Origin of the sequence: Sporosarcina sp. FSL K6-5500, from assembly GCF_038005665.1 — a bacterium.
Taxonomy (GTDB): Bacteria; Bacillota; Bacilli; order Bacillales_A; family Planococcaceae; genus Sporosarcina; species Sporosarcina psychrophila.
Genome location: NZ_JBBOTP010000001.1, coordinates 386,690 through 407,391 on the forward strand (window position 1 = coordinate 386,690; position 20,702 = coordinate 407,391).

15 protein-coding genes are annotated in these 20,702 nt (G+C 45.2%); 2 read left to right on the plus strand and 13 right to left on the minus strand.

The annotated features are described in order from the left end of the window. The 3 genes from addA to MKX62_RS01845 form a co-directional block, all read right to left on the minus strand. On the minus strand, positions 1-3,708 hold the full coding sequence (addA, locus tag MKX62_RS01835; RefSeq protein ID WP_340742529.1) for a helicase-exonuclease AddAB subunit AddA: 3,708 nt from the start codon (positions 3,706-3,708) through the stop codon (positions 1-3). Further along, complete coding sequence (gene addB / locus MKX62_RS01840) at positions 3,686-7,183, minus strand: helicase-exonuclease AddAB subunit AddB (RefSeq protein WP_340740497.1); 3,498 nt, start codon at positions 7,181-7,183, stop codon at positions 3,686-3,688. The genes addA and addB overlap by 23 nt, the downstream gene beginning before the upstream one ends. 124 nt (positions 7,184-7,307) lie before the next feature. Then, a complete protein-coding gene (locus tag MKX62_RS01845; RefSeq protein ID WP_187045536.1) occupies positions 7,308-7,931 on the minus strand; it encodes a TVP38/TMEM64 family protein in 624 nt (207 codons plus the stop codon). 157 nt (positions 7,932-8,088) lie between these two features. Here MKX62_RS01845 and MKX62_RS01850 point away from each other — a divergent pair, with 157 nt between their 5' ends. Both MKX62_RS01850 and MKX62_RS01855 read left to right on the plus strand, forming a co-directional pair. Beyond that, positions 8,089-8,814 carry an AzlC family ABC transporter permease gene (locus MKX62_RS01850; protein WP_340740498.1) on the plus strand — a complete coding sequence of 242 codons (726 nt, stop codon included), beginning with the start codon at positions 8,089-8,091 and terminating at the stop codon, positions 8,812-8,814. Beyond that, on the plus strand, positions 8,814-9,122 hold the full coding sequence (locus MKX62_RS01855) for an AzlD domain-containing protein (RefSeq protein ID WP_067211936.1): 309 nt from the start codon (positions 8,814-8,816) through the stop codon (positions 9,120-9,122). The genes MKX62_RS01850 and MKX62_RS01855 overlap by 1 nt, the downstream gene beginning before the upstream one ends. A gap of 645 nt (positions 9,123-9,767) precedes the next feature. On the opposite strand, the gene MKX62_RS01860 is transcribed toward MKX62_RS01855, so the two are convergent. The 10 genes from MKX62_RS01860 to prfB all read right to left on the minus strand — a co-directional run bounded on the left by MKX62_RS01860 (position 9,768) and on the right by prfB (position 20,694). After that, complete coding sequence (locus tag MKX62_RS01860) at positions 9,768-10,019, minus strand: CsbA family protein (protein ID WP_067211939.1); 252 nt, start codon at positions 10,017-10,019, stop codon at positions 9,768-9,770. 38 nt (positions 10,020-10,057) lie between these two features. Continuing rightward, positions 10,058-11,227, minus strand: coding sequence for a PDZ domain-containing protein (locus tag MKX62_RS01865; RefSeq protein ID WP_340740499.1), 1,170 nt, complete (start codon positions 11,225-11,227; stop codon positions 10,058-10,060). 982 nt (positions 11,228-12,209) lie between these two features. Further along, positions 12,210-13,658 (minus strand): S41 family peptidase, encoded by a 1,449-nt coding sequence (locus MKX62_RS01870; protein WP_340740500.1) that lies wholly within the window; start codon positions 13,656-13,658, stop codon positions 12,210-12,212. A 73-nt stretch (positions 13,659-13,731) separates the two neighbouring features. Beyond that, complete coding sequence (locus MKX62_RS01875; RefSeq protein WP_067211949.1) at positions 13,732-14,313, minus strand: redoxin domain-containing protein; 582 nt, start codon at positions 14,311-14,313, stop codon at positions 13,732-13,734. After that, positions 14,306-14,953: a hypothetical protein gene (locus MKX62_RS01880; protein WP_340740501.1), complete on the minus strand. Its 648-nt coding sequence runs from the start codon at positions 14,951-14,953 to the stop codon at positions 14,306-14,308. The genes MKX62_RS01875 and MKX62_RS01880 overlap by 8 nt, the downstream gene beginning before the upstream one ends. 121 nt (positions 14,954-15,074) lie before the next feature. Next, entirely contained in the window at positions 15,075-16,388 is a 1,314-nt protein-coding gene (locus tag MKX62_RS01885) for a murein hydrolase activator EnvC family protein (RefSeq protein ID WP_231885703.1), read from the minus strand. A 34-nt stretch (positions 16,389-16,422) separates the two neighbouring features. Next, positions 16,423-17,307, minus strand: a complete 885-nt coding sequence (gene ftsX, locus MKX62_RS01890) for a permease-like cell division protein FtsX (RefSeq protein ID WP_340740502.1) — start codon at positions 17,305-17,307, stop codon at positions 16,423-16,425. Then, positions 17,297-17,980: a cell division ATP-binding protein FtsE gene (ftsE, locus tag MKX62_RS01895; protein WP_067211958.1), complete on the minus strand. Its 684-nt coding sequence runs from the start codon at positions 17,978-17,980 to the stop codon at positions 17,297-17,299. Before ftsE ends, ftsX begins: the two co-directional genes overlap by 11 nt. A 944-nt stretch (positions 17,981-18,924) precedes the next feature. Beyond that, a complete protein-coding gene (cccB, locus tag MKX62_RS01900) occupies positions 18,925-19,266 on the minus strand; it encodes a cytochrome c551 (RefSeq protein ID WP_067211961.1) in 342 nt (113 codons plus the stop codon). A gap of 326 nt (positions 19,267-19,592) precedes the next feature. Next, a protein-coding gene (prfB, locus tag MKX62_RS01905; RefSeq protein WP_156476176.1) for a peptide chain release factor 2 occupies positions 19,593-20,694 on the minus strand; the annotation gives its coding sequence in 2 pieces (ribosomal slippage) (positions 19,593-20,621 and positions 20,623-20,694; 1,101 coding nt in all). Positions 20,695-20,702 lie beyond the last annotated feature (8 nt).

Sequence of the window (20,702 nt, forward strand, 5' to 3'; positions counted from 1 at the left end):
TTATTCCCCCTGAATATTTATAGTCCTCTGTCCGTCAAATAAATAAAGGACCATCTCTTTAATGTCGATTTTCACAATTTCTTCAATCGCTTTCTTGTACAAATTCAACTGGATGCCATACCGGACCTGCATTTCTGCGTCAACTTCCTCGTCGGAACCAAAGCGTCCGCGAACTCCGTCAGTTTTATAATCTAGCAGTACCCAACCATCTTGCTCTTCGAATAAACAATCCGCGATTCCTTGCAAGATTTGGTAATCCCCGTCGCTATCATCAAAAGCGTACGTAAACGGCAATTCCCGCTCCACTTTCTCAGCTTTCATAAGCCGTTTCGCAATCGGCGTTTTGAAAAACTGAGAAACTGTATTGGCATCGACTGCAATCGCTTCTTCTGTAGTCAGCAACTGGCGGACCGTCAAATCTGTTAGGAGCTTCTCAACATCAGTGACACTACTTTCTTTCTGGATATCGATATGCTGCATAATCGTATGCATCGCCGTCCCGACTTCCGCTGCAGATAGTGCCCGTGATTGCATGAAGGCTGGTCGATTATGGAGATATGCCGTACTGACATCCGCATTCGTAGACACAATTAAATCATCGTCTGCCTGCTGTTCTAGAATCGACAGCCGTTTCAATTCACTGACCGTCTGCTTAGACCGTTTCGTCACCGATGAAAGATGCGGATATGTCGCGTCAAATCTGCGTTTCACTTCCAGCAACATCCCCTCGTCGACTTCTTCAATTGGAACGACATCCAATGATTTCACTGGTTCCTCATCGCTATCTCCAAGCTTCGTAAATAATGCCGAAACAGGTAGCGCATCTATCTGCCAAACTGAAGCATCGATTACAGACTGACCTCCCGGAATGCTACCGAATTTCGCAAATGCCGGATGTCTCGCGACTGCTGGGCCAATCCAGTCTAAATAACCGTTTGCACGTGACCTCGTATACTCAGGCAACATCAGTTCAGGGTCGACCAGCTGGGCATCCTGCCATTTGACAATCGACTTTTCGATATCTTTTACGGAAGCAATAATTTCAAGATGTTCTTTCGCCCTCGTCATAGCGACATATAACACACGCATTTCTTCCGCACGCATTTCAAGTTCTTTCTTTTCCTTCATTGCAAGAAACGGCAATGATGTATACGTAATCCTATTATCCGGATCGATTGCCTTCACTGCCAGACCAAAATGCTGGTCGAACAAATACGGTTCATTGAAATCCATCTTATTGAATTTCCGACCCGCCCCTGCGATGAAAACGAAAGGAAACTCCAATCCTTTTGATGAATGGACGGTCATGATACGGACAACGTTTTCCTTTTCTGTTAGCGAACGTGCGGCACCGAGATCATCGCCCCGTTTTCGCATACGGTCAACGAAACGTAGAAAACGGAACAGCCCACGGAACGACGTTTTTTCATAATCGATTGCACGGTCATGCAGCGCTCGTAGATTGGCCTGGCGCTGTTTTCCATTCGCCATTGCACCGACCATTTCGTAGTAATGTGTATCGGAATAGACTTGCCAAATTAGTTCGGACAACGAACCGCGTCGTGCCAAGTTACGCCAATCCTCGAACTGATTGAAAAACCGTTGCAGTTTTTCCTGTGTCGCTGTTGCAACACCTGCTCCGCCTGTTGTAACGAAACGCTTCAACGCTTCAAAGAACGGTTCGCTTTTTCCGGCAAGACGAATTTGTGCCAATTCATTTTCCGTCATGCCGATAAACGGAGCACGTAGGACGGATGCAAGTGGAATATCCTGATAGGGATTATCTATGACACGCAATGTATTCAACATAATCATCACTTCTAACGCATCGAAATAACCGCGTTTTAGTTCAGCATAGATTGGAATTTCCGCTAGTTTAAATTCCTCTGCGATTTCACCTGACCATGTCATTGAACGCATCAAAATAACAATATCTCTATATTCAAGTGGACGCTTTTTATCGCTGAATGCATCAGCTACTTCAGCGCCTGATGCAATCATATCCTGGATTTTTTTTATCATGAATCGTGCTTCCGCCTGCGAACTCTTCAAGCTTTGGCCTGCTAATTCCGTCGCATCGTCTAGCTCTAGCTCATCTTCCTCTTCTTCATAAAGTAATGTTAAACCAGCTGTTACGGTTTTTTCAGGATAGTTAGCGCCATATTTCAACGCCGCCGCATCATCGTATTCGATTTCTCCGACACGCGCGCCCATCACTTGTGAAAAAACGAAATTTGTCGCATCGAGCACTTCTTTACGACTTCTGAAGTTGGCATTCAAATCGATTTTCAAGCCTTGATGGCCATCCGTTGCCGTAAATCGATTGTATTTGCCAAGAAATAGCATCGGTTCAGCAAGACGGAAGCGGTAAATTGACTGTTTTACATCGCCAACCATGAACAGATTGCCATCCTCTTCCCCGCCGCGCTTAACGAGCTGGATAATCGACTCCTGCAACATATTGACATCCTGGTATTCATCGACAAGAACTTCTGAAAAGCGATTTTTGTAGTCAACTGCGATATCAGAAGGCACCAGTTCTCCATCTTGAACATTCGATAAAATCCGTAGCGCATAATGCTCTAAATCTGAGAAATCGACAATCCCTCGGTCAATTTTCACTTGTTCAAAACGCCTGCCAAAGTCGATCACTAAGTCAATGAGCGTATGCATGGTCGGCGCCATCAAGCGAATTTCATCCAATAAACGGGCTGGTGTTCTCGTGAAATAAGATTCTTTCAACGTATTAATAATTTTCTTCACCGCATCACGCAGCGCTTTCGCTCGTTTTGCAAGTTCTTCATCACACGAATCTTTGCGGATTGTCCCCGCCTTTGCCCATTTGAGAGAGCCAAAAAATGCGTACATTTCTTCCCATGTACCATCCGTGATGCGTCGAATTGCTTCATTAATCCACATCAAATCTGCTTCAGCCGTAGCAGCAAGTGGTTCCGGTCCGTCCACCATCAGCGCAATATTTCGCATATCGACAGTTAACGCCGCCGCTTCTTCAAGCGTATGGAGAATGGCCGTTTTGAGCGGTTCGATAAATTCAAGATCATCGATAGAAGCTTGGTCACTAATCTCATATTGCATGGGAATTTCACGCAGCCATTGTTCGGGTACCGGGTGAACGCGGGAATAATCATACAAACGATCAATCAGTGTTTCGATGGACTGATCATTGCGGTCAGACGTAAAACTATCTGCCAGCCGGTACATTGCTTCCGGATTTTCCGCACTATAGGCATCCTCAAGTACAGCCCCAATTGTATCGTCACTTAAAAGCGCCGCTTCCGTACTATCCGCAATCCGGAATCCCGGGTCGATATCGATTAAATAAGCATATTGTCGAACGACATTCATACAAAATGAGTGCAGTGTAGAAATCTGTGCTTTGTTCAATAAATTCAACTGCCTGCGCAAGTGGACAGATTCCGGCCTTGCAGCAATCGCTTCTTCCAACGCTTCCGCCATCCTGTGTCGCATCTCTGCAGCAGAGGCATTGGTAAATGTCACAACGAGCAGTTCATCGACATCGATTGGATTATTTTCATCCAGTACTTTTTCAATCATTCGTGTGATTAACACTTTCGTTTTCCCCGAACCAGCGGCAGCGGAAACGAGAATATCTTTCCCTGTCGCCCAAATTGCTTTCCACTGGGCGTCCGTAAATGTTAGTCCCTCAGGTTTCACGGGTATGTGCATCATCCCCCACCTCCTTACGCATTTTATCGAGAGACAATTCTGGGTCCATTTCGGCATAAGACCGATGCTCTGCTGACGGATCTGTTTGATCGAACTGACAAACGGATCGATACGAACAAAACTCGCATGGCATTTTATTTTTTAATTTATAGGGATAGACGCGGGTATCGCCCGCAAGCATGGCATCTCCGGCTTTTTGATGGCGCGTTCTGACAAACGACCGCATCATCTGCAAATCATCGGATGACAATACTTTCGACGTTTTCGCAAATGTTCCATCCGTTTTAATCGAGGCTGGCACGATTGAAGAGGTTCTGCCAATATCAGCATCCATGCCGATGACAACTTCCTGATTATCGAGCAAATAGCCTCTCATCTTATAGGATTTCGCGATTTCCGCTTCAAGGAGTGCAGGTGTTAATTCGGAACCGGAGCGGATCATCGGGTTATGAATATGCATATACAAAATTCCCGCTGGATCCGCATGTATGCCGAGCCATTCGTCTGCGTTTTCTAGCGCTACGTCAAGATAGGTCATCATTTGCAAGGACAAGCCGTAATAGACTTCTGTTAAATCAAGGCTTTTGGCGGATGATTTGTAATCGACAACACGGACATAGTTTTTGCCGCCAATTTCGGTCGCATCGACACGGTCAATCCGGCCACGTAGTTTCATCGAATCACCACGACGCAATGGAATTTCAAGCGCTGGCAGTTCTTCGCCAGGTCCAAACCCTGCCTCAATGGCAACCGGTTTGAATACCGTCGATTTCGCCTGTGTACTAAGTGAATAAATTGTTCGCTGAATAATATGCATGAGCTTGCGTTTAATATAAACATAACGATTCGTTGATAATAGTATTCGATTAAAGAAGTAAGGAGAAATATCTTCCACCGCTGCTCTCGCAAGCTTCCAACATTCTTCGCGCGTCAGCTCTGCCCACGACTTATCAAGACGCATTGTTTCATCTGACACCCATTTTAGAGCCGCGTGAAATAAATCCCCGATAGCCGGTGCTTCCAGCGTAAATTCCGTCCGTTCGCGCAAGCCAAGTCCAAACGACGCATAATGCTGGAACGGGCAGCTGTAATAGGATTCAATTCGTGACACACTGGAAACAAATGACTCCCCGTACAACCCTTCCGTTATCTCTGGACGCAGTCGTTCCGCCCCATTTTCCGCGTTCATCGGGCGAATGATATGACTGATGACAGACGACCAATACGGATCCTCGTCGTAATACGCCATCACTGCACGCCATTCACGTTCCAACAAACCAGACTGTTCCGCCTCTTTCAACTTCATTGACACATAAGGAAGTGCCGAACGCGGGTGGCTTATGTAATCGAATTGATTGGCTTCTAGCGGCAATTCAGACGGATCCGTGACCGCTAGTTTAGTTTCAGTTCCTGGCAGCATTTGCGCAATTCTCGTAATATACAACGACGGAATAAGTGCTTTCCCTTCCTCGTCTGCAACTGGATACGACACATATAATTTTTCTCGCGGTGCCGTAAATGCACGATAGGCCATATACGTTTCATCCATCAATTTCATCTTCGACGTAGGAGCTAGTTCAAAGCCGATTTCCGAGAACCATTCACGGTCGGCATCTGACAGAAGCCCTTCATTGTCAACCCGCTTCGGCATGACGCCATCGTTCACCCCAAGGACAAATACAGCGTCAATATCCATTAAACTTGAAACTTCGACAGTCGACACCGTCACTTGGTCGAGCGACGGCGGAATGCGAGCAAATTCGAGTGAATCAAATCCTTCATCCAAAATCCGAGCTGCTTCTACAGCATCCATTTTTTTATCGCCGAACATAAGGACAAACTGATCCAGCACATTAATCCAGCCGTTCCAAGCTTGTTCATGTTCCGTTGCACCAAGTAATCGTCCCGCACGCTCTTCTTCCGCGCGCAGATCGATGATTTTATCATAGACATTTAAGTTTTCCATGAATAAAAACAGCGTTTCCGCGACATCACGTCCCGTTTTGGACCGTTTCAAACGTTTTTCAAAATCAGTAAGCGGATCCCGAATTTCATCACGAATCACATGCAGTTCTTGCTCCATCGCGATTTCTTCGTCGGTTTGCACATTTGAATGCAATTCAAGACCGCGGTATTTTTTCACGCGCCAACGGCTGTCATCGAACCAACGCTGTCCGTAAATCCCATGTGCAAGAACATAGTTTTCGAGTCTATCTGCTCGATCACGCCATAATAACTTGGTTTCTCGGTGTGGGAAAAAGAGATCTGTTTTTACTGCGCGGAACACCGATTCATACGACCAACCCGTTGTCACCGCTTCTAACACCGAACGTGAAAACTCGATAAGCGGATGATGCAACATCGGTTTCTTCTGGCTGATGAACACCGGAATATCATAATGTGGAAAAATGGTCTCAATGAGTTCATCATATTTTTCAGGCTGCCTGTACAAAATTGAAACGTCTTTGTAGCGCTTGCCTGCAATCATTAACTCACGGATTGTACGCGCCACTGAGTGGATTTCCGCACGACGGTCCGCCGCTTCAATCAAGACCACATTGCCAACTGACGCTTGTTGCTTCGCAGGATAGTGGTCGAATTCCGCTTCAAAATGTTTTAAATCTTCATTTTGATAACGTGGTGAATTCGACAAATGGATATCGTCCTCTACTTCCACCGATTCAGCACGTGCCAGTTCACGCAATTTGAGGGAGGTCCGTACAGGATTGAAAAATAATTCATGGTCCGCAAACCCCGTGAGAGCGCCTTCCATCGGCAACACAACTGTCAGTCGATTGGCGTGTTTCATCAGTTCCGTGACGATTTCATATTCCCGCGTCGTGAAATTTTCGAACCCGTCGATATAAATATCTGACCCTTTTAACAGGTCTGAATGGGTAATTTGTGAAGCAAGTAGAGCCAAATGTCCTTCACTATCGACATAAGTTGTACCCAGCTTTTCTTCAATTTTTGTCAGCAATAATGACAAGTCTTCCGCTTTGTCGAGCAATGTGCGCGGCGCACCTGTTGAAGCTAGCGCATCATGGAGATTACTCATCGTTTGATGGTCGAGGCAATAGCGACTAAACTCCTTCAGCAAGTCCCCAATTTGTTCCGTGAATCCACGTTTATTAGCCGCTTGTCGGAACAATTTGAACTGGTCCCGATTGTCTTCCAGGACGCTTCGTACAAGCATCCGATACCCGAAACCATCTATTTCCTTACGCGTAATGCCGCCTGTTTCCTGCAGCACACGCCACGCCAACCGTTTGAACGTCAACACTTGTGCACGGATAATCCCTTTTAACCCGAAGTTAACGGACAAGCTATGCTCCATCGAAAACGACATCTGGTCAGGCACAATGACAATAACAGGCGCTCCCATTGGATCTCGTTCCAATTCAGCAGCCATCTCCCGCTCAATGAACGTCGTTTTTCCAGATCCAGATCTTCCGGTAATGAAACGTAGTGACATATGGTTTCCTCCCTTGCTATTTGGCTATATGTAATTTGTTCCAATAATAAAAACCTGTCATCCTTACTTTCCATTGTACAGAAAGTTAGGGATGACAGGAACCATTTCACATAATAGGGTACGATTACTTATCATTACGCTGGGTGGCAGATGCACGGAAATCGGCCTCCACTTTTGAATTCAGCCTGCGCTCAAAATATTTGCCCACGAGCCATAGTAAAAAGATGACGACTACGACAATCGCAGTTCGAATTGGATTCGTGAATAACGCTTTTATGTCATAGCCGATATAACTAATCATGAAAATCATGACAAACTTTCCAGCCATAAGCGTGATTAAATAATTCTTTTTCTTCATATCAGATAGGCCTGCAACAAGATTGACGAGTGCGGACGGTGTAAACGGGAAACATAGGAATAAAAATAAGGGTCCGAAACCGTTTCTCTCCACCCACTTGATTAATTTTTGGATACGTGCGCTTTTTGTCAAGAAATTAAGTAACCGATTGCGTCCATATTTTCGGATGATCAAAAATACAGCATAAGAACCCACTACAGTTCCCGCCCATGATAGAAGGAATCCATACCATAGACCGTAAGCGCCTGCATTCGCCAGAACAAATGCAAAGAGCGGAAGAAACGGTAGAAATGACTCGATAAATGGCAGTAATAGCCCAAGAAACGGCCCAAGTGATTTATAGTGTTGTGCTAATTCGATTATTTTATCAGGATTCATCCACTCATTCATTAGTAACAACCTCAATTCAAAAACTTTTTTCGTCAGGCTTTCTACTTTTTGATTACATAAAAATACCCCGTATTTAGAGTTTTCCTTTAAATATGAACATTTAAACCCTGAAGTATAGTATAATCGCTTAAATATACTTTGGGAAGATGTGAATACAATGAAGAATAACCAATTCTCAGCTGGTCTAAAAGCAGGGACGAGCATTGCAATCGGGTATTTCCCCGTGGCACTCACATTTGGACTGCTCGCTAAAACTGCGGGCCTGTCCATTATAGAAGCTACTGCGATGAGTATATTCGTTTACGCCGGTGCCGCACAATACATGTCGCTCAGCCTAATTACATTAGGCATCGACCCGCTTTTGATCGTCATGAATACATTCGTCGTCAATATTCGACACTTTCTTATGACGGCTTCGCTCAATGAAAAGATGCAGCCTGCCCGAAAATGGGTCAAAGCGATCTATGCGTTTGGCATTACAGACGAATCATTTACAGTACTAGCAACAGGGAAGAAAGGAAAGATTTCGACCGCATTCGCATTCGGCGTATCGTTAATTGCGTATGGCAGTTGGGTCATCTTCACCGTTATCGGTCACATTATCGGCGCAAATCTTCCACAGTTTTTACAAGCCGCAATGTCGATTGCACTCTACGCAATGTTCATCGGATTACTCGTTCCTTCGATGAAGGGCAACCGCAAAGTCGTCATGCTCGCTGCACTTGCGGCGGTCATCCATTGTGTCCTGTATGTAACAGAAGCCTTGTCGACGGGCTGGTCCATTCTTGTCGCAACGCTTGCGTCCTCGATCCTAGTGGAGATTGTTTATTCGCGGCGCGGTAAAACGGCTGAAGCGATGTTCAAACGAGAGGAGGAAATTTAATGGGGCCTAGTTATTGGTGGATGCTTCTTGGTATGGCACTTGTGACGTACATTCCGCGTATGATTCCGCTGACTGTTTTAGACGGTAAAGAGCTACCGCCGGTTGTGTCAGGTGTCTTGCGTAATATTCCCTATGCTGTCCTAGGTGCACTCATCTTCCCAGCAATTTTGTTTGTACAGGAAGGGAATATATTGTTTGGGGTGCTTGGAGCAGGGGCCGCGTTTTTAATCGCGATTTTTGGCGGCGGGGTGATGTCCGTTGTTCTTGGTACGATTGCAGTGTTGGCTGTTTATAGTTTGTTTATGTAAGGGCCGCGGGGTTGCGGTCTTTTTTTGTTTTAGGATGATTGGTTGGTTGGTTGACAGCGGTTGATATGCTCGGTTAGTCGCGGGTTTTGATCGGGCGGCGGTGGATATGATCGGTTAGTCGCGGGTTATGATCGGCTCGCGGCGGATATGTTCGGTTGGCAACGTCTTATGATCGGGCGGCGGCAGATATGCTCGGTTGGCAACGTCTTATGATCGGGCGGCGGATATGCTCGGTTGGCAACGTCTTATGATTGGGCGGCGGCGGATATGCTCGGTTGGCCACGTCTTATGATCGGGCGACGGCGGATATGCTCGGTTGGCACGGGATATGCTCGATTGGGCATGGGCATATGCTCGGTTGGCACGCGATATGATCGGTTGACTCGCGGTATGCTCGGTTGACTCGCGATATGATCGGTTGGCATGGGATATGCTCGGTTGGCGCGCGATATGCTTGGTTGACGCGCGATATGCTCGGTTGGCGCGCGATATGCTTGGTTGACGCGCGATACGCTCGGTTGGCACGCGATATGCTCGGTTGGCACGCGATATGCTCGGCTGGCACGCGGTATGCTCGCTCAAAAGGAAAATCCCCATTTCATCCCACAACAAAACCGCTCCTTTAACAGCGAGCGGCTCCATTCGTTAATCCTCTTGTTCATGCTGCCTTGCAATCTTCATCATACGTGTCGCATACCAAAACCCGACCGTGAGCGATAGCGCATCCGCCCCGTAAAGTAGCCAGTTATGCGTATAACCGGCATATACTGAAGCTGCAATCAACGCAACCGTCAAAATAAGGCCGACGACGTGGTGAAATGTCACACGGGTGAATAAAATAACAAGTAATCCCGGCAAAAGCAAGGCAAGTAACAGTTTAGTATCGAATGAATCCATTTTCAACATTCCTTCCAGAGTAATCGTTCACTCGATGTTTACCGAACGACGAGAAGTCCTAGGCGATGGTGGTCATGTCGATAAATAACCTGTTGCATAAGCCGAACTTCCCCGTTACGATCAATCACTTGCAAGCGACAATGTGCAGCATTAAGCTGAATCGCGTCGTATAGTTCTTTCTCGTTGCTTACTTGAAGACCATTTACAGCACGAATGTATTCACCCGGCAGAAGCCCCATTTTTTCTCCTGGAGATCCTGGTACAACGCCCGCGATGACAACCCCCGCTGGACGTGGTGCAACAGCGAACCCACCTTGCCTGTCACGTACCGAAGCCGTAATGGAAATGGCGGCGCGACACACTACCCCTAGTAGTAAAGCTACCCATCCTAAAATCGGAAGCCATAATGCAGCAAGCCCTACGATAACGACAATACCGCCTGTCCAAACGATAGCGCGGCCAATTTTCGGGAATAAAACATCTGGATACAGCGAGCGAGCCACTTGTGAAAATCCGATTATAACAGGAACCGGAACAAAACTGAATGCACTCTCTCCAAATGTGAATTGCGGCCAATATGGTACGAAAGCCGAAATCATATCCCCTGGCACCAGAAATACAACCGGCAACAGCCATAGCCGCTTCGTCTTGAAGGCTGCAGCACGCAGTCCACGGTTTGTATGCATCAAGGACGGCGACGCATACCGGATCGTATGACGTCTAATAAGAAGTCCTTCAACAATTAAGAATAACCCAGCGATGACTGGAATCGTTACCGCAAAATCGCCAAGTAAATCCGCCTGCCCTGGGGTCCAACCACGAAACGAGAAATTCCCCATATACTTTTCTATGAAATAAAGAGCGAAAAAAGCTGCAGCCGCAAAATAAATCGGTGAAGTCACTTTATAATAGAATGTCAGCAGTGCAATAAGTGCTGACGCAGAAAATAGCACAAGCCAACCCGGATCTGCTAGCAAACCTGCCCCGGAAATCAAAACGGAGAGTACGAGCGCATAGGGCCATGACTCAGCCAAAAGCCGCTTCAATTCTGTTAACCCCGGCAACAATCGGACTTTAAAACTCCGACGCTCTTTTTTCACACGGAAATACCCAACTCCAACTGCTGTAAAAAGAACCGCTATGAATAATGGATTCAGGAAAAACAGCGCAACCGCTTCTACTATGTCAAACATCGTTTTCTCGGACACGAACCGTCACCATCCAATCTTCGTTTACACTATCATGTTTCTACATTGTAACAAAAGAATCCTGCTCTATGTGAAACGGTATTGAATTATTCATTAAATGGGAAAAACCGCTTATAGTTTTGGTGTGGTGTAGGCGATAGTCATGGCTATCCCCCGCGAAGTCATGACTGCAAAAGTTAGTAAGGGCAAATATCGACTTTGTCATGGCTCTTCCCCTTGAAGTCACGGCAATCCCCCCCGAAGTCATGGCAACAAAAGTTAGTAAGGGCAAATACCGACTTTGTCATGGCTAGTCTCCTTGAAGTCACGGCAATCCCTCGCGAAGTCATGGCCGCACCTGTTAGTAAGAGCAAATTCCGACTTTGTCATGGCTAGTCTCCTTGAAGTCACGGCCATCCCCCGCGAAGTCATGGCCACCAAAGTTAGTAAGGGCAAATACCGACTTTGTCATGGCTCTTACCCTTGAAGTCATGGCCATCCCCCGCGAAGTCATGGCCACCAAAGTTAGTAAGGGCAAATACCGACTTTGTCATGGCTAGTCCCCTTGAAGTCATGGCTATCCCCCGCGAAGTCATGGCCGACAAAGTTAGTAAGGGCAAATACCGACTTTGTCATGGCTAGTCTCCTTGAAGTCATGGCTATCCCCCGCGAAGTCATGGCCGCACCTGTTAGTAAGGGCAAATATCGACTTTGTCATGGCTAGTCTCCTTGAAGTCACGGCCATCCCTCGCGAAGTCATGGCCGCACGTGTTAGTAAGGGCAAATTCCGACTTTGTCATGGCTAGTCTCCTTGAGGTCATGGCTATCCCACGCGAAGTCATGGCCGACAAAGTTAGTAAGGGCAAATACCGACTTTGTCATGGCTAGTCTCCTTGAAGTCATGGCTATCCCCGCCAAAGTCATGGCCACCTGCCATCCACCTCATCCAATAAAAAAAATAAAACCAAAAAACTCCCGACATCGTTACGTCGGGAGTCATCTTTTACTTTCCAGCTACTATATGATGGATATAGCCAATTGCCATTTGCAGCTGATCGTCATTTTTACGGTCGTTTCGGAATTCTTCCACTTTAAGTTTTACAGTTGAGAAAAATAATCGATCCATGGTTGACCCTACTTCTACTTCAGCATCTTCACGAAAAGCATTAACTGCCCGGGAAGTTGATTCATCAAAAAATCCGTCGTTTCGAGCGACACTATATCCTAGGCCCGTCAGCAACTTCTGGCCATAAGCGATATCGTCGTGATAATCGCCTTCCGTATAGACTTCTGTGACGAGTCGGATATGCTCGCCAAACAATTCACTTTGAACAACTTCAAGGTCTTCTTTCACACCTTTTCCGTGAATCCACTTTTCTTTTGGTGTGAGCCATTTATGAGTCGACAACTTCATCTCTCCACCGTTTGACAAGTCCAATGTTTCTTGAACCGTTCCTTTTCCGAAACTCGTTGCACCAATGATGTAGCCTCTTTTTAAATCTTTCAATGCAGCGCTCATCACTTCACTTGCGGAGGCACTGCCTTTATCCTGCAGTAAAACAATCGGCATTTTTTGCAGCTTTTCATCATATGGAAACTTGTCGGTCTTTTCCGTAACGAGCGGTTCCAGCGTTCCAGCCGCATCTTGCATATAGGCAAAAGTCGTATCTTTCTTCACTAAACTGCCCACGATACCGCCAACAGTATGCAGGTAACCGCCGGGGTTGCCGCGCACATCGATTATCAGTGACTGTGCCCCGTCCTTAATGAGCTTGTTTGTTCCATCCAGCCACTCTTGGCGGCTCTCATTGCCGAACATCGTAATCGATATGTAACCGATCTTCTGTCCACGCTCTTCAATCATTTCAGTGGATACAGTTTTTACAGGAATACTGTCCCTCACGACCGACACTTCGATATGCTTATCCAAATCAGGCCTGAAAATCGTCATGGAAACCGTTGTCCCTTTCTTACCGCGGATTCGCTGTACAACGTCTTGCAGTGATTCCCCTTCAATTCGCTCGTCGTCAATACGAACGATTTCGTCATACGGCTGCAAACCCGCTTTTTCAGCTGGAGACCCTTTCACCGGAGCCACAATGATGTATTTCCCATTCGAGCGCGTAATTTCAGCGCCGATCCCGATTCGCTCTCCTGCCAGCGATTCCTTATGGGCGGCCGCCTCTTCCTGCGACAGATACGTCGAATACGGATCGCCGATGACATCCGCCATTCCGCGCAGCGCCCCTTCAATCAACCTGTCCTTATCCACTGGGTATACGCCTTGTTTCTTGATGACGTTGAACGCTTCATCGATTACCGGAAACGACGCACTTAGCGTCCCCTCTTCCTTCTTAGCACTTCCTTCTCCTGCACAACCATCCAACAGAAGAAAGACGACCGTCGCCAAAGCGGCCAGTATGACGAATAACATAAACCGGCTTCTCTGCATAATGCAATGTCCCCTCCTCCGTCCACTATATGAACGATAAAGGAACATTACGACAGCAGAAAACCGGCTTTCTTCAATCTAAATTCTTAACAAGGCTCCTCAATGCTTTTTCATCCATCGGCCCAACGATTTTCTGACTGATCTTACCGTCCGTGCCAATCATAAACGTTGTCGGAATTGGAATAATCCGGTAATCATCGATAACGGTACCTTCTTTATCCAGCGGAATCGGGAACGTTAATCCATAGAGTTTGATGAATTCCTCAACGCCCTTAAGGCCCCGCCTTTCCTCCGTCGTCAAATTGACCGCAATAATTTCCACATTATCGGTATCCTTATATTTCTTATAGTATTTCTGCATATGCGGCATTTCCGCCTTACATGGACCACACCACGAAGCCCAGAAATTTAATATTACTTTTTTGCCCTTCAAATCCGATAACTTCACCACATCACCAGACATCGTAGACAGTTCAAAGTCAGGCGGAACCGAACCTTTTTCCAAACCAGGCTCATCGTCTAATGCACTAAAGTCGGCACCAATCAGAAATTCATCAATTGGTTTTGGTTTATCCAAATTCGATTTCACCATAATGACCACCATCGATCCGATAAGCAGTACAGCTATGATGAATCCGAGTGTTTTCTTATTCATAGATATCCCTCCAATCTAACTTTCGCATAAACACAATCACAAAAAACAATCCCATGACTACAGTCGTAATAAGCGGTGTCTGAATAAATTCATCTGGTTGGACGGCAGCCACAAAAACATGAACCGCCATAAACACAAGGGCAAGTTGAACCGGCCAATTATCCGCTTTCCCACTATTCATCCAGAAAAATACCGCGAATAACCCAAATACAACTACCGTTACTACTTGCGCAATCATTTCGCCTTCATTCAATAAAACCATTATCACCTGATACACAACTTGAACTAAAACTGCACCCGTAAAAAGTGCCCGAAATCCATTAGCATCAAGCCTTCCCTTCTTCATGTCCCATAAGGTCTTCCCGGCAATAAATAGCAGCCCCAAGTAAAAACCAACTGCCCCACCGTGGAAATAAACAATCGCAAGAGGTGACCGAAGAACCGAATTGAAATCAGTGAGTACTATACTCAATTTCCAAACTATCACCAAGGAAAAGAACGCATCCCCTATAATTTCCGCCTGCTTCTTCCCAAATCGTATCCGAACTGCACTATATGCAACAACAAATGCTACCATGAGGGCAATCCAAGATGAGGGAACACTAAGGCTTCCTATCGTGAAAAATGAAGTGACTGGCATTCGCATTTGCCCCCTTCAACACCTAATACCATAATCGTATCCAAAAATAGCATCGAAAGCCATCATTCTAGTTGAAAGAAACAAAAAAAATCCGCCTCAGTCTTGAGGCGGACACAATTAGTTAGAATGATACATAACGTAATGGATTCACGGCACTTGGTCCAGATGCAGACCAGTTTCCGATATGCATTTCAAAATGGAGGTGAGGCCCGGTCGATGCGCCTGTGGTTCCAATCTTCCCGATGAACTGGCCTTTCGCAACTTGCTGACCAGCGCTTGTATTAATGCTGGACAAATGTGCATAAACTGTTGTGAAAATCTGCCCATCAATTGAATGTGTCACCATGATTACATTGCCGTAAGTTCCCATTGGTCCGGCGTGGGAAACAACACCGTCACCCGCCGATACAACAGATGTTCCAGTGCTATTCGCAATATCGGCTCCACGGTGCTGCCTTTGAGTGCCGTAAATTGGATGCGTTCTCCAACCGAATGACGACGTGTAAGTTCCGGAAGCAGGTTTCGTCCATGTCCCATTTGAGACGGGTGGAAGATAAGAAGATGAACCCCCACTACCACTACTATTTTGTCTGTCTTTCGCGGCTTGAGCTGCCGCTGCTTTACGTGCAATTTCAGCTTGACGCGCAATTTCAGCAATACGTTTTTGTTCTGTTATAATTTTCTTTTCAACATCCTTACTAACTTCATAAGTTTCATGCAAATCAACTTCTAGCTTTTCTTTTTCGTTGGCTAATTTCTGTTGTTCTGCTTCTAGTTTATCGATTAACTTATTCTTATCACTTTTCTGTGCTAAAAGAGATGCTCTCAAGTTTTGAAGTTCTTTTTTAGCGGCTTCCTGCTTGGCAAGTTTTGACTCGACAAGTGCTTTTTCTTCTTCAAGCTGCGCAATATCACTCGCTTGTTGCTCCATAATACTTCGATCTGCATCCATTAAAGAATTGACAGCCGAAAAACGGTCTATGAAATCTGCAAAACTATTGGCTCCGAGAAGAACGTCAAGATAGCTAACTTGTCCGCCTTTTACTTGCATAGCACGAACACGTTCACGCAATACCACGTCACGCTCTTCAATTTTCTTTTCAAGATCAGCAATTGAAATGCGTAACGCATCAATTTCTTCGGTTGTTTTATTTATTTGTCCGATAACACGGTTAATCTGTTCATTGGATTCGTTTATTTTAGCGTTAAGTGCTAAAATTTGATCCGTAATTTTTTCGATAGTCGTTTTTTTGCTTTTAATTTCAGTATTCTTTTTACTAATTCCCGTATTCAATTCACTTTTCTTCTTATCAAGTAATTTCTGTTCTTTTTTCAGGTCATCCAAAGGACTCGCTAAAACTCCCGCTCCACTAATAATAGTGGACAGGAAAACGATTGCAATTGTACCTGACAACAGCTTTTTATATCTATTCAACTTCCCAGTTCCCCTCTCACACTCTATCTATCAATTACACTTTAAGAAATTTACGCACAGACATAAAGCTGCCCCAAATACCAATAAAGATCCCCATAAACAGAATCAGTCCGTTCAGTTGGATTATAAATGGTGTCGTGTTTAGTAATTGGAACAATTCTCCTTGTAGCTTCGGTTCCAAAAGCTCGAATAGTTTGTAATAGGATATAGAAATGATGAGCATTGGAGCTAATGCCCCCAAAATGCCAAGCCACATTCCTTCCAACAAAAACGGAATACGCACGAAGTTATTCGTCGCTCCGACTAATTTCATAATTTCAATTTCAGTTCTTCTAGCAACGATAGTTATTCGGATCGTGTTCGAAATAAGGAACATCGCCGTGAATAACAGTGCCAATATCAAAACAATACCGATATTCCGGCTCAGGTTAAGTACATTGAAGAGTTTCTCCACTTTTTCTTCGCCATACACGACCTCATATGTATAGTCGTATGTATCAATTTTCTTAGCAATAGTAGCAGTCTGTTGTGGATCCTTCGCTTTTACATAAAGTGCATCGCCAAGCGGATTACTCTGTTTATATAAACTAAGTTCGTCACCAAATGATTTAATCATCTTGTCTAGCTCAGCATCTCTCGACGAATAGACCACTTCGAGAACGCCTTCTGTCGAACGAACTTTTTCTACCAGCTCTTTAATTATCAACTTATCTGCAGCTGGATCCGCAACCACTTTAATTTCCACGTCATTCTCGATACTTTGCGCGAGATGATTAAAATTCATCATAATCACGATGAATACACCGACAAGCAGGAGGGTGACAGTAACAGCACTGACTGACGCAAATGTCATCCAGCTGTTACGGCGAATACTTTTGAAGCTTTCTCGTACATGCCGACCGAGTGTTCTAGCCTTCATAGTACTCACCTCCGTATTCGTCACGGGTAATGAGCCCGCCTTCTATTGCGATAACACGGTGTTTTATAGCGTTAACAATCTCCCTATTATGGGTGGCCATGACAATCGTCGTTCCACGAGCATTAATCTGTTCGAAGATCCTCATGATCTCCCATGATGTTTCAGGGTCAAGATTTCCTGTCGGTTCATCTGCAATGACAACTTTCGGTACATTGACGATTGACCTCGCGATGGAAACACGTTGCTCTTCTCCACCTGATAATTCGTTCGGGAACATCCGCGCTTTTTGCGTAAGTCCGACAAGCGCAAGAACATCGTTCACTTTTTTTCGTATTTCTGCTGGCGGTGCTTCAATGACTTCGAGCGCAAACGCCACATTCTCGTAAACATTCAATTTAGGTAATAATTTAAAGTCCTGAAAAACGACACCAATCTGCCTGCGCAATTGGGGTACACGTTTGTTACGCAATGTTGCAAGATTTATACCATTAATAAGAATTTCTCCACTTGTTGGTCTTTCTTCACGATACATCATTTTAATAAATGTCGATTTACCTGCACCACTCGGACCGACCACGTAAACAAATTCTCCCCGGTCGATTTCGATGTTAATGCCATTTGCTGCTACGACACCGTTTGGATACTTTTTGTAGACATTTTTCATCACAATCATTCTAAAACCACCTGAATATTTTTGTCTCTCTTTTTTTCCAACAGCCCCATTATAACATGATTCACCCTTCTAAGTATTACAGTTGTGTTTCAATTAAAACTTGAATATAACGTCGATAAACATAGAACGTAGTACTATTATAAAGTAGAACTAGTAGACCAAAAGACCAACTCACTTGTTTGTATTCGACCTTTAGGAGGTAACTCCTCTTTTTATTGGCAATAATGTTTGAACTAGCGGATGGTTTTATCGAATGATGAAGAGTGCCGTTGAACTGTGGGGGAAATGCGGGAGCTATGTCTAACTGTCATGGTATTTCTATTAACTGTGAGGGCTTACTGTCGAACTGTCACCGCATTTCGACATACTCTAAGGGCAACGCCAAACTGTCATGGCTTTTCTGTTAACTGTGAGGGCTTACTGTCGAACTGTCACCGCAAGTCGACATACTCTAAGGGCAACGTCTAACTGTCATGGCTTTCCTGCTAACTCTGAGGGCTTACTGCCAAATTGTCACGGCAAGTCGACATACTCTAAGGGCAACGCCAAACTGTCAGGGTATTTCTGCTAACTGTGAGGGCTTACTGTCGAACTGTCATGGCATTTCGACATACTCTAAGGGCAACACAAAACTGTCATGGCTTTTCTGCTAACTGTGAGGACTAACCGCAGAACTGTCACGGCAAGCCAGCATACTCTAAGGGCAGCGCCACACTGTCATGGCTTTTCTGCTAACTGTGAGGGCTTACTTTCGAACTGTCACGGCAAGTCGACATACTCTAAGGGCAACGCCAAACTGTCAGGGTATTTCTGCAAACTCTGAGGACTAACCGCAGAACTGTCACGGCAAGCCGACATACTCTACTACCAAACCCCACCCATCCCGCCAATAAACAAATAAACCGCACCAGGCATATCACCCAGTTGCGGTTTCATTGTAAATATTATTTTTTCTCAGCAAGCCATTTTGCAACTGCGTCTGCTTCTTCACCTTTGATAAGACCAGGTGGCATACTTCCGCGACCATTGATGATTACGTCATGGATTTCTGTTTCAGACATATGGTCACCAACTTTTGATAGATCGGGACCCACGCCGCCTTTAAGTTCAAGGTTACCGCCGTGACAAGCGATACAGCTCGTGCTAACCACTTTTTCAACGTCTACTGAAGCTGTTTCATTACCAGTACCTGTTGTACCCTTATCTTCTTCTTTTGCTTTGTCGCCGCCACATGCCCCAAGGACAAGAACAGCTCCCAACATAATTGCTAAAAACTTAGTTTTCATTTTCTTACCTCCATTTATGAATTATTGTACTGCCTACCTAAGTATACCAAAACAACGTGCATTAAAATCACCTAGGGATTACCCTAAATTCATCAAACCGTCGACAAATAGCGTCTTCTCAACCTCCACTACAGTTTGTCTCAACTTTGTGAACTCCATTATTAGACGTGCCAAACGACTAATAACATTAAAATTACGTCTGTATTAGTTAATATACACATAATCCATGCTTCCAAAACCTCTTTATAGGACTATCCATTTTTTTCATTAAAGATGTGGGCAAATGAAAAAGCGCACCGAAGTGCACTCCTTTTCATTTCGTTTTATTAAGATATCCGTGAACGTAAGTAAGCATTGATGAACAGGTCGATATCGCCATCCATTACCGCACTGACGTTTCCTGTTTCTGCACTCGTCCGGTGATCTTTTACCATGGAATACGGGTGGAAAACGTATGAACGGATCTGGCTTCCCCAACCGATTTCTTTTTGATCTCCTCGAATTTCAAGAAGACGTGCTTCTTCTTCTTCGACTCTGATCTGGTAAATTTTCGCTTTCAATAAATTGATTGCGCGATCACGGTTTTTAATTTGTGAACGTTCTGTCTGACATGTAACAATTGCGCCAGTTGGAAGATGCGTCATACGAACTGCTGAATCTGTCGTATTGACGTGCTGTCCACCCGCACCGCTTGAACGGTACGTATCGATTTTAACATCTTCCATTTTAAGGTCAATGTCAACTTCGCCTTCAAACTCCGGCATTACTTCTATTGAAGAGAATGACGTATGGCGTCGGCCTGATGAGTCAAACGGAGAAATCCGAACAAGACGGTGAACGCCTTTTTCTGCTTTTAAATAACCATATGCGTTATGGCCTTTAATTGCCAATGTTACGGATTTCACGCCAGCTTCGTCTCCGGCTTGGTAGTCGAGTGTTTCGACTTTGAAGCCGCGATGTTCAGCCCAACGTGTGTACATGCGAAGCAACATAGAAGCCCAGTCCTGGGATTCCGTACCGCCTGCACCCGAATGAAGTTCAAGAACCGCACTATTCGCATCAAATTCATCACTGAGTAGCATTTGCAGTTCGAATTCATCGAGCTTCTTCTTGAATCCCTTCAACTCTACGCCAAGATCTTCTTGCATCTCTGCATCGTTTTCCTCGCGTAATAGTTCAAGCGTCATTTCAAGGTTTTCCTGTTCATCAGTCAACTCCGTGTACTCGCCGACAACGTCTTTCAACGCATTCGACTCGGAGATTACTTTTTGTGCACCTTCCTGGCTATCCCAGAAACCTGGCTCTAGCATTGCTTCATCTAACTCTTGAATTCGTGCCTCTTTGTTTTCTAAGTCAAAGAGACCCCCTAAAGTCCGCTAATTTCTTAGCTGATTTGTCGAGCTCGTTGCGTACATCGGATAATTCCATCATAATAG

What these genes read in the sequence shown, in the direction of transcription:
- cccB (WP_067211961.1), bottom strand. Translation starts at nt 19,266, where the DNA reads ATGAAAACTAAGTTTTTAGCAATTATGTTGGGAGCTGTTCTTGTCCTT.
- MKX62_RS01875 (WP_067211949.1), bottom strand. Translation starts at nt 14,313, where the DNA reads ATGAATAAGAAAACACTCGGATTCATCATAGCTGTACTGCTTATCGGA.
- ftsE (WP_067211958.1), bottom strand. Translation starts at nt 17,980, where the DNA reads ATGATTGTGATGAAAAATGTCTACAAAAAGTATCCAAACGGTGTCGTA.
- MKX62_RS01850 (WP_340740498.1), top strand. Translation starts at nt 8,089, where the DNA reads ATGAAGAATAACCAATTCTCAGCTGGTCTAAAAGCAGGGACGAGCATT.
- MKX62_RS01870 (WP_340740500.1), bottom strand. Translation starts at nt 13,658, where the DNA reads ATGCAGAGAAGCCGGTTTATGTTATTCGTCATACTGGCCGCTTTGGCG.
- MKX62_RS01860 (WP_067211939.1), bottom strand. Translation starts at nt 10,019, where the DNA reads ATGGATTCATTCGATACTAAACTGTTACTTGCCTTGCTTTTGCCGGGA.
- addB (WP_340740497.1), bottom strand. Translation starts at nt 7,183, where the DNA reads ATGTCACTACGTTTCATTACCGGAAGATCTGGATCTGGAAAAACGACG.
- addA (WP_340742529.1), bottom strand. Translation starts at nt 3,708, where the DNA reads ATGCACATACCCGTGAAACCTGAGGGACTAACATTTACGGACGCCCAG.
- MKX62_RS01880 (WP_340740501.1), bottom strand. Translation starts at nt 14,953, where the DNA reads ATGCCAGTCACTTCATTTTTCACGATAGGAAGCCTTAGTGTTCCCTCA.
- MKX62_RS01845 (WP_187045536.1), bottom strand. Translation starts at nt 7,931, where the DNA reads ATGAATGAGTGGATGAATCCTGATAAAATAATCGAATTAGCACAACAC.
- ftsX (WP_340740502.1), bottom strand. Translation starts at nt 17,307, where the DNA reads ATGAAGGCTAGAACACTCGGTCGGCATGTACGAGAAAGCTTCAAAAGT.
- MKX62_RS01855 (WP_067211936.1), top strand. Translation starts at nt 8,814, where the DNA reads ATGGGGCCTAGTTATTGGTGGATGCTTCTTGGTATGGCACTTGTGACG.